At 43.8% G+C, this 8975-nt stretch carries 11 protein-coding genes and 1 pseudogene; 9 read left to right on the top strand and 3 right to left on the bottom strand.

Going from position 1 to position 8975, the window contains the following annotated elements; genetic code table 11:
* The first annotated feature begins 20 nt into the window (after positions 1–20).
* The 4 genes from BU202_RS10725 to BU202_RS10285 all read left to right on the top strand — a co-directional run bounded on the left by BU202_RS10725 (position 21) and on the right by BU202_RS10285 (position 2032).
* Positions 21–110: a phage holin gene (locus tag BU202_RS10725; RefSeq protein WP_279626023.1), complete on the top strand. Its 90-nt coding sequence runs from the start codon at positions 21–23 to the stop codon at positions 108–110.
* Between the two features lie 10 nt (positions 111–120).
* A complete protein-coding gene (locus BU202_RS10720; RefSeq protein WP_279626022.1) occupies positions 121–243 on the top strand; it encodes a hypothetical protein in 123 nt (40 codons plus the stop codon).
* Complete coding sequence (locus BU202_RS10290) at positions 227–1666, top strand: peptidoglycan amidohydrolase family protein (protein ID WP_075105671.1); 1440 nt, start codon at positions 227–229, stop codon at positions 1664–1666. Before BU202_RS10720 ends, BU202_RS10290 begins: the two co-directional genes overlap by 17 nt.
* A 171-nt stretch (positions 1667–1837) precedes the next feature.
* The gene (locus tag BU202_RS10285) at positions 1838–2032 is read left to right on the top strand and encodes a competence regulator inhibitor paratox (RefSeq protein WP_075105670.1); all 195 of its coding nucleotides are present in this window, start codon (positions 1838–1840) and stop codon (positions 2030–2032) included.
* A 42-nt stretch (positions 2033–2074) separates the two neighbouring features.
* Here BU202_RS10285 and BU202_RS10280 read toward each other — a convergent pair.
* Positions 2075–2488, bottom strand: a pseudogene (locus BU202_RS10280) (LD-carboxypeptidase); the annotation flags it as partial.
* Positions 2489–2657: 169 nt separating this feature from the next.
* Between BU202_RS10280 and BU202_RS10275 the strand changes: the two are divergent.
* The 5 genes from BU202_RS10275 to dltD are packed head-to-tail and all read left to right on the top strand — an operon-like array spanning position 2658 to position 7108.
* On the top strand, positions 2658–2789 hold the full coding sequence (locus BU202_RS10275) for a teichoic acid D-Ala incorporation-associated protein DltX (protein ID WP_075105669.1): 132 nt from the start codon (positions 2658–2660) through the stop codon (positions 2787–2789).
* Between the two features lie 6 nt (positions 2790–2795).
* Positions 2796–4346 carry a D-alanine--poly(phosphoribitol) ligase subunit DltA gene (dltA, locus tag BU202_RS10270; RefSeq protein WP_425274630.1) on the top strand — a complete coding sequence of 517 codons (1551 nt, stop codon included), beginning with the start codon at positions 2796–2798 and terminating at the stop codon, positions 4344–4346.
* On the top strand, positions 4343–5587 hold the full coding sequence (dltB, locus tag BU202_RS10265) for a D-alanyl-lipoteichoic acid biosynthesis protein DltB (protein ID WP_075105668.1): 1245 nt from the start codon (positions 4343–4345) through the stop codon (positions 5585–5587). Before dltA ends, dltB begins: the two co-directional genes overlap by 4 nt.
* Positions 5588–5601: 14 nt before the next feature.
* A complete protein-coding gene (dltC, locus tag BU202_RS10260) occupies positions 5602–5841 on the top strand; it encodes a D-alanine--poly(phosphoribitol) ligase subunit DltC (protein ID WP_075105667.1) in 240 nt (79 codons plus the stop codon).
* Positions 5834–7108, top strand: coding sequence for a D-alanyl-lipoteichoic acid biosynthesis protein DltD (gene dltD / locus BU202_RS10255; RefSeq protein ID WP_075105666.1), 1275 nt, complete (start codon positions 5834–5836; stop codon positions 7106–7108). Before dltC ends, dltD begins: the two co-directional genes overlap by 8 nt.
* Before the next feature lie 41 nt (positions 7109–7149).
* On the opposite strand, the gene BU202_RS10250 is transcribed toward dltD, so the two are convergent.
* Together BU202_RS10250 and BU202_RS10245 are read right to left on the bottom strand one after the other, a co-directional pair.
* Positions 7150–7932, bottom strand: coding sequence for a formate/nitrite transporter family protein (locus BU202_RS10250; protein WP_425274629.1), 783 nt, complete (start codon positions 7930–7932; stop codon positions 7150–7152).
* Between the two features lie 174 nt (positions 7933–8106).
* Positions 8107–8646: a TetR/AcrR family transcriptional regulator gene (locus tag BU202_RS10245; RefSeq protein WP_075105665.1), complete on the bottom strand. Its 540-nt coding sequence runs from the start codon at positions 8644–8646 to the stop codon at positions 8107–8109.
* Positions 8647–8975: the final 329 nt, after the last annotated feature.

The raw sequence follows: 8975 nt of genomic DNA, 5'->3' as shown, positions 1-8975 counted from the left end.
ATAAATTTGACACAACAGCTATTACAGGAACAATTGCTCTCTTTGCGACATTCGCAGGTACGGTTCTTGGTATCTCTAGCAAGAACTATCAGCAAGAAAATCAAGAGTAGGGGAGAGAGCATGAGAGTGATAAAGCGATTCGTGTTAATGATGATGATGTTTCCGCTGGGCTATATCGCTCTTGTGCTTAGCCCGTTTTTAGAATTATTTCATAAGGAGGAATCAGGTGGCAATAAATACTGATACAGCTATTTCTTGGTTTGAGGCTAGAAAGGGCAAAGTAAGTTACTCCATGGACTATCGTGATGGTCCGAATAGCTACGATTGCTCAAGTTCTGTCTACTATGCTTTAATGTCGGCAGGGGCTATTTCTGCTGGTTGGGCAGTTAACACTGAATATGAGCATGATTGGCTTATCAAGAATGGGTATAAACTCGTTGCGGAAAATCAGGACTGGGATAGCCAACGTGGTGATGTTTTTATTTGGGGTATGCGTGGGCAAAGTTCAGGAGCTGGAGGTCATACAGGTATCTTTATTGACTCAGACAATATCATTCATTGTAATTGGGGCAAAAGAGGGATTAGCGTTGATAATTATGACACAGTAGCAGCCGCTAGTGGCTGGATGTATTGTTATGTTTATAGGCTGGAAAGCGGAGCTTCTACCCAAGGAAAAAGCCTTGATACCTTGGTCAAAGAAACTCTTGCAGGCAAATACGGAAACGGAGATGTCCGTAAAGCAGCTCTTGGCAATCAATACGAGGCTGTTATGGCAGTCATCAATGGCAAGGCTGCGGCGCCTAAAAAGACTGTTGACCAACTGGCTCAAGAAGTGATCCAGGGGAAACATGGCAACGGTGAAGACCGTAAAAAATCCCTTGGTCCTGACTATGACGCAGTCCAAAAACGTGTAACTGAAATCCTGAAAGGTAGCACATCAGGAAATACCCCTAAAACGCCCTCAGACGCTCCAAAAAGTGAGGTGGTAAATTCCACCACCGAACCTAAGACAGAGGAAACTGGGGCAACTGGTAAAGCGACAGATACCAAAATCACTAAAGAAGATGGTGACTTGTCCTTTAACGGTGCAATCCTGAAAAAATCTGTCCTTGATGTTATCCTTGCTAAGTGTAAGGAACACAATATCCTACCTAGCTACGCTATTACCGTTCTACACTTTGAGGGGCTTTGGGGTACCTCAGCCGTAGGTAAGGCAGATAACAACTGGGGAGGCATGACATGGACTGGTAAAGGAGAGCGTCCAAGTGGTGTGACTGTCACCCAAGGAACAGCAAGACCAGCTAATGAGGGTGGACATTATATGCACTATGCCTCTGTAGATGACTTTCTTACAGATTGGTTCTACCTGCTACGTTCAGGAGGTAGCTACAAGGTTTCAGGAGCCAAAACCTTTAGCGAGGCTATCAAAGGCATGTTTAAGACAGGCGGTGCAGTCTATGACTACGCTGCTACAGGCTATGATAATTACCTGGTAGGTATGTCAAGCCGTCTGAAAGCCATTGAGGCTGAAAATGGATCACTAGCCAAGTATGATACTGCTACCGTCACAGATGTCGGTAGCACAGACAAGATTGAGGTCAACATTGAGGGGATTGAAATTTCTATCAATGGAGTAACCTACACACTTTCAAAAAAACCAGTTTAAGATAAGACACAGAAAGCCCTTAGGTGTAACAACCTAGGGGCTTTTTTTCGTGCTCAAGATACAGTAGGAAACAGTAGAATACAGTAAAAATACAGATTTTTAGATATTATTTCCAATTTTAATTCAAAAAAACAGACTTTTTGCGAATAAATAAGTAGGAGGTAATAAACTATGTTACATTTTGATGAATTAAAACAGGCGATAGATGGAGGATATATTACAGGCGACAAGGTCAACATTGTCAGAAAAGAGGGTAAGGTCTTTGATTTTGTCCTACCTGATGAGCCTGTCAGACCTTGGGAGGTAGTAACCTCTGAAAGCGTGGCAGACATATTGAACGAGTTAAGACAACAAGAAGACCTCTGATTTTTCAGAGGCTTTTATCAATTCCCCTGTTTTATTGCTAAGTATTTTAAAACTGGAATAGGCAGGCCCCATATAGGTTTTTAGCCCTGTTTTGGCATAGATGGCATTGAGCAGAGCTGTCGTATCCGAATAGCCACAAAAGAGTTTGGGATGCTTTTTTATCAACTCATAATCCAGATAAGGCAAGAGTTCATTGCAGTTAAAACCACCAATGGTCGTTAAAATCACGTCCACGCTATCATCTAAAAAGGCTTCGTGCAAGTCAGCTACACGGCTTTCGATACTTGCGGAGTCTAGTATATCATGTTCATCGTAATGGCTTGAAAAGGAAAGCTGAAACCCAAGAGCTTCCAAACGTTCCTTGGCCGCACGATTGGCTTCAAATCCGCCGATACGCTCGATTGAGGACGACGGACTAAGAATGCGGATGTGGGCATTTTTGGTCAGTTTTTTCATTGTTCAACCTCCTTTTGATGTTTTGTCATTATACGCTTTTTTCCACAGGAATGCAAAGAATAATGGACTTCATCTGTGGAAAGGCTATTTTAAATAGTTTTATATTGAATATTTTCCATAGAACATGGTAAAATAGAGTAACTATTTTTGAATAAACGAGTGATTTGAGATGAAGAAGTATCAAACCTTATGCAAATTTGTCGGGCAGACCTTACTGTACTTTGTGATTTTTCTAGCCCTACTGTACTTTTTTTCCTACCTTGGACAGGGACAAGGTGGCTTTATCTATAATGAATTTTAGAGGTGAATGGTGACACGATTGATGATTAAGGATATGATTGAAACGATTGAGCAGTATGCGGCGACCCAGCCAGACTTTCCAGTCTATAATATCTTGGGTGAGGTGCATACCTATCGTGATTTGAAGGAAGATTCAGATAGCCTAGCAGCAACAATTGACAGCCTTGGCCTGCCTGCAAAATCTCCTGTTGTGGTCTTTGGTGGACAAGAGTATGAAATGCTTGCGACCTTTGTTGCCTTGACTAAGTCGGGTCATGCCTACATTCCGATTGACAGCCACTCTGCCCTAGAGCGGGTGTCTGCTATTTTGGAAGTAGCAGAGCCTAGCTTGATTATCGGGATTGCAGATTTTCCAATGGAGGTGGCAACGCCTCAACTTACTTTGTCTGAAGTCAAGGATATTTTCGCTCAAAAAACGGCTTATGACATCAGGCATTCGGTCAAGGGCGATGAGAACTACTATATCATCTTCACCTCTGGAACGACTGGTAAGCCCAAGGGGGTGCAGATTTCGCATGACAATCTCTTGAGCTTTACCAACTGGATGATTACAGATGAGGAATTTGCGACCCCAAGCCGACCACAGATGTTGGCGCAGCCACCGTATTCCTTTGACTTGTCGGTCATGTATTGGGCGCCGACCTTGGCTTTAGGAGGCACACTTTTTGCTCTACCAAGCAGCATGGCGCAGGATTTCAAGAAATTATTTGCGACCATTTTAGACTTGCCGATTGCCATTTGGACCTCAACCCCTTCGTTTGCGGATTTGGCAATGTTGTCCGAGGATTTTAATGCGGAAAAAATGCCCCAGATTACCCATTTCTACTTTGACGGTGAGGAATTGACGGTGAAAACGGCTCAAAAACTCCGCGACCGTTTCCCACATGCACGAATTATCAATGCCTATGGACCGACCGAGGCAACGGTGGCCTTATCAGCAGTAGCGGTGACAGACGAGATGCTAGCAACCCTCAAGCGTCTGCCGATTGGCTATACCAAGGACGATTCGCCAACCTTTATCATTGATGAAGCTGGCAATAAACAGCCATTTGGCGAGCAGGGAGAAATTATCGTTTCAGGTCCTGCCGTATCAAAAGGCTATATGAACAATCCTGAAAAGACAGCAGAAGCCTTCTTTGAATTTGAGGGCTTGCCAGCCTACCATACAGGTGATGTCGGTTCGATGACTGAAGACGGATTGCTTTTATACGGCGGTCGGATGGACTTCCAAATCAAGTTTAACGGCTACCGCATTGAGCTAGAAGATGTTTCCCAAAACCTCAACAAATCCCAATATATCAAGTCGGCAGTTGCCGTTCCACGTTACAACAAGGACCACAAGGTGCAAAATCTTCTGGCCTACGTCATCTTAAAAGAGGGTGTACGCGAGCAGTTTGAACGTGACATCGACATTACCAAGGCCATCAAGGAAGATTTAGAGGACATCATGATGTCTTATATGATGCCTTCAAAATTCCTCTATCGTGACAGTCTGCCGTTGACACCAAATGGAAAGATTGACATCAAGGGCTTGATTAGCGAGGTAAACAACCGATGATGGACCTTCTCAAACAGCTTCCGCATTTGGAGCCTTATGGAGAACCCCAGTATTTCGTCTACTTGATTGCTGCGGTCTTGCCAATCTTTATCGGTCTCTTTTTCAAGAAGCGTTTTGCTTGGTATGAGAGTCTGGTCAGCCTAGCCTTTATCGTCTTTATGCTGACAGGTGATAGCCCTGCCCAACTTGCCGCCCTCTTCTTTTATATCATGTGGCAGCTTGCTTGGGTCTTTAGCTACAAATGGTATCGGGCGAAAAAGGACAGTAAATGGGTCTTTTATCTCCACGTTCTCCTTGCCGTCATGCCTCTAGCGTTGGTGAAAGTCATGCCTGCCATTTCAGGACACCAATCGCTCTTTGGCTTTCTAGGAATTTCCTATCTCACTTTCCGCTCGGTCGGCATGATCATTGAGATGCGTGACGGGGTCTTAAAAGAGTTTAGCCTAGGGCAATTCTTGCGTTTCCTGCTCTTTATGCCGACATTCTCAGGTGGTCCGATTGACCGCTTCCGTCGGTTTGAAGAGGATTATCGCCAAATCCCTGACCGCGATGAGTTGCTTGATATGCTGGAAGTGGCTGTCCGCTACATTATGCTAGGATTTTTATATAAGTTTATTCTGGCCCATATTTTTGGTTCCATGATATTGCCGCCGCTCAAGCAATATGCCTTGTCACAGGGAGGCTGGTTTAACTTGCCGAGCTTGGGGGTCATGTATGCCTTTGGTCTTGATTTATTCTTTGACTTTGCAGGCTACTCCATGTTTGCAGTTGCGATTTCCCACCTCATGGGGATTAAAAGTCCGCATAATTTTGATAAGCCTTTCGTGTCTCGTGACCTCAAGGAATTTTGGAATCGTTGGCACATGAGCTTATCTTTCTGGTTCCGTGATTTTGTCTTTATGAGACTAGTCATGGTACTCATGCGCAACAAAGTGTTTAAAAATCGCAATACGACCTCAAGTGTAGCTTACTTGCTGAACATGCTTCTCATGGGCTTTTGGCATGGCGTGACGTGGTATTACATCGCCTACGGTCTTTTTCATGGTTTAGGTCTTGTCGTCAATGACGCTTGGATTCGTAAGAAAAAAACGCTGAATAAAGAACGCAAAAAAGCAGGTCTTGCCCCCTTGCCTGATAATCGCTTTACGCAGGCTTTGGGGATTGTGGTGACCTTTCATGTTGTGATGCTGTCGTTTTTAATCTTTTCTGGATTTTTAAACGACCTATGGTTTAAGAAATAAAAAGGAGTTTTCCTATGGATATTAAAGCAGAAGTGCTCGAAATTATTGATGAATTATTTATGGAAGATGTCTCAAGCATGATGGACGAAGATTTGTTTGATGCAGGAGTGTTAGACAGTATGGGAACGGTGGAGTTGATTGTCGAAATCGAATCACGTTTTGACATCCGCGTACCTGTATCTGAATTTGGTCGTGATGACTGGAATACGGCTAATAAAATCATTCAAGGGATTACGGAGTTGAGAAATGCTTAAACGCCTATGGCTGATTTTAGGACCAGTCTTTTGTGCAGCCTTGCTAGTAGCGCTTTTGCTTGTCTTTTTTCCGACGAAGTTGCGCCACGATTTTGAGGCAGAAAAACGCTCTGCAGTGACGCTAACAGCAGCCAGTTTCAAGGGACGGATGCAGAAAGTTCAGGCTCTGACAGATGCTAACCACCGTTTCGTGCCATTTTTCGGCTCCAGTGAATGGCTGCGTTTTGATAGCATGCACCCGTCTGTCTTGGCTGAAAAATATGACCGTCCCTATCGTCCTTACTTGCTAGGACAACGCGGAGCAGCCTCTCTTAACCAATACTTTGGTATGCAGCAGATGTTGCCGGAGCTTGAAAATCAGACGGTCGTCTATGTTGTCTCGCCCCAGTGGTTTACCAAGACAGGCTATGATGCCAGTGCCTTTCAGCAGTATTTTAACAGCGACCAGCTGACTAGTTTTTTGACGCAACAAGAGGGAGATGCAGCGGCCCATCATGCAGCAGAACGACTGTTACAGCTTTATCCCAATATTGCCATGGCAGATATTGTCAAGAAAGTCGCAGATGGGACAGCCTTATCAGCTTCGGAAGACCAGTTTGTCGGGCTAATGGCACGCATCAATAAGCGACAGGATATTTTCTTCAGTAGCTTGATTCCAAGTTATAATCGGCATTATGATCAACGTGTCTTACCAGAGTTGTCTCGCTTGCCGGATGAATTTTCCTACCAAGAACTTGAAAAAGTAGCGATTGAAGAAGCGAAAGAACACACCAAAAGCAATGACTTAGGGATTGATGACAAGTTTTACAAGAAACGCTTGAAAGCCAAACTCCGGGAACTGAAAGGCGCTCAAAAGAACCTATCCTATATTAAGTCGCCTGAATACAATGACTTGCAGCTGGTGCTCAACCAATTTGCTAAATCTAAGGCCAATGTTCTCTTTGTCATTCCACCGGTGAATGAGAAGTGGATGGCTTATACGGGTCTACGTGAGGACATGTACCAGCAGACTGTTGAAAAGATTAAGTATCAGCTAGAAAGCCAAGGTTTTACCAACATTGCCGACTTTTCAAAAGACGGTGGCAAGCCCTACTTTATGCAGGATACTATTCACATGGGCTGGCTGGGCTGGCTCGAATTTGACAAGGTCGTTGATCCTTTTGTCTCAAATCCCAAACCAGCACCAGCCTACCACCTCAACTCGGCCTTTTTCAGCAAGGAATGGGCTAATTATGATGGTGATGTGAAGGAATTTGGGAATAAATAAAGAACGAAAACAACGTTTTCGTTCTTTATTATTTTCTTCAATTAGTCTACATAAACGCTCGATTGTTTATTCAACCAGCTATAGATGAGTCCGATGACCAGTCCGCCACCGACATAGTTTCCAAGACCTGAGAAGAGGAAGTTGGAGAGGACGGATAGGACATTCATGCCTTCTACTGGACCACCTGTTGCAAAGAGTGCAAGGGAGAAGGTCGAGAAGTTAGCAATGACGTGTTCAAAGCCGAGGAAGGCAAAGATGAAGATAATAAAGACAACGGCGATTGCTTTCCCAGCATCGTCTTTCATTTTCAAAAAGACAAAGACGGCGATATTGACCACCATGTTGGCGAAAATCCCTTCGACAAACTGGGTCAGAGGAGCTTTGGCGATTTTTGCAACCGTGCCTTGTACCAGATAGCTATCCATAGCCACGTGCCCGATTGAAAAAGGAGCCGTTTGGGCTAGCAGGAAGCAGACCAGCACCGCACCAACAAAGTTAAAGAGGATACAGGTGGCTAGAATTTTCAAGGCTGTCTTAGTCGGAATAACCTTGCGGTAGATGGCGACCGTCATATACATCATATTAGAAGTACCAAGCTCCGCATTCATATAGAGAATCATGAGCAGTCCCCAACCGAACATGAGACCGTAGCTGAATTTTCCAAGACCTGCTGCTACATGTTCTAGCTTATCTGCCGTGTAGAGCGAAATCGCAATTCCCAGCGCCAAGTAGACACTGGCAAAAATAGAGCGTAGCGCGTACGCCCAGTAGTTGCTCTCAATCAAAGCTGCTTTTTTCTTGATACTTTTATCAATCGTATACATCAATGTTTGCTCTTGTGCTGCCAAAATAGATACCTGCTTCATTTTTATTTGATAATTTCATCACAATCTATACTATACCAAAAAAAGCCAAAAAATGTAAGGGCTTTTATGGAGAAAATTCATCTTTTGTACATCAGGCAAAAAAGTGAGTTAAAAATGTGATGCTATCCCGCATCATGTTGATGTGTAGCTCGTGCAGATAACCCCAAGAAAGTAGCTGGTAATGGTCTGTTCGTCAATCGGCTCTCGCTGCTGCAACCACCAGTTAATGGTTTCGATAAAGGTTGTGGCAACAAAATGTTCCAAAAAACTTTCGGGAACAGGGGCTTTTTGGCGTATGAGCGACGGACGAAGCAGCGGAAAGACATAGTGGTGCAATTCCTTTTTCAAACGCTGTGTAAAATATAAATTATTAGACAACAAGAGCGTCGCAACCTTGTCTTGATTGTTTCTGAAATGGTAGAAGATATGAGCGAGGGTCCCGTGGACATCGTGCTGGGCCTGAGGTTTCGCAAAGGTGTGGGCAAATAAATCCTCGCAGACTTCCTCGAGAAGCATTTCCTTGCTTGCAAAATGGGCATAAAAGGTAGAACGACCAACATCTGCCATATCGATAATGTCTTGAACCGTTATGGTGTCATATGGTTGCTGGTTGAGCAAGTGGATAAAGGCTTGGTAAATAGCTGCGCGTGATTTTTTGATTCGTCTATCCATCTGTTTCCGTACACATGAGCCAGATTGTCTGATAACAAACACCCAGACCAATCTGTATCTTGTTTCCTCCTGTTGATTGTTTATAATAAAATGGAACAAGCTGTTTGATTTTGAATATAGTATACTTATTTGAATGCGAGCTAAAATCTCGGAAAATAGACGAGCCGTCCTAGAAATACGATTTCTTCATCCGTCTCCCTAATTTTCTGTCGATTTTTTAACGCTCTTATATCATGTTATTTGAATGCGAGCTAAAATCTCGGAAAATAGACGAGCCGTCCTAGAAATACGATTTCTTCGTCCGTCTCCCTAATTTTCTGTCGATTTTT

The organism is Streptococcus cuniculi, from assembly GCF_001921845.1.
Classification (GTDB): domain Bacteria; phylum Bacillota; class Bacilli; order Lactobacillales; family Streptococcaceae; genus Streptococcus; species Streptococcus cuniculi.
Note: the sequence above shows the minus strand (reverse complement) of the source record. Positions and strands in the feature narration are given on the sequence as shown.

What these genes read in the sequence shown, in the direction of transcription:
- BU202_RS10720 (WP_279626022.1), top strand. Translation starts at nt 121, where the DNA reads ATGAGAGTGATAAAGCGATTCGTGTTAATGATGATGATGTTTCCGCTG.
- BU202_RS10245 (WP_075105665.1), bottom strand. Translation starts at nt 8,646, where the DNA reads ATGGATAGACGAATCAAAAAATCACGCGCAGCTATTTACCAAGCCTTT.
- dltB (WP_075105668.1), top strand. Translation starts at nt 4,343, where the DNA reads ATGATGGACCTTCTCAAACAGCTTCCGCATTTGGAGCCTTATGGAGAA.
- dltA (WP_425274630.1), top strand. Translation starts at nt 2,796, where the DNA reads ATGGTGACACGATTGATGATTAAGGATATGATTGAAACGATTGAGCAG.
- dltD (WP_075105666.1), top strand. Translation starts at nt 5,834, where the DNA reads ATGCTTAAACGCCTATGGCTGATTTTAGGACCAGTCTTTTGTGCAGCC.
- dltC (WP_075105667.1), top strand. Translation starts at nt 5,602, where the DNA reads ATGGATATTAAAGCAGAAGTGCTCGAAATTATTGATGAATTATTTATG.
- BU202_RS10250 (WP_425274629.1), bottom strand. Translation starts at nt 7,932, where the DNA reads ATGTATACGATTGATAAAAGTATCAAGAAAAAAGCAGCTTTGATTGAG.
- BU202_RS10275 (WP_075105669.1), top strand. Translation starts at nt 2,658, where the DNA reads ATGAAGAAGTATCAAACCTTATGCAAATTTGTCGGGCAGACCTTACTG.
- BU202_RS10285 (WP_075105670.1), top strand. Translation starts at nt 1,838, where the DNA reads ATGTTACATTTTGATGAATTAAAACAGGCGATAGATGGAGGATATATT.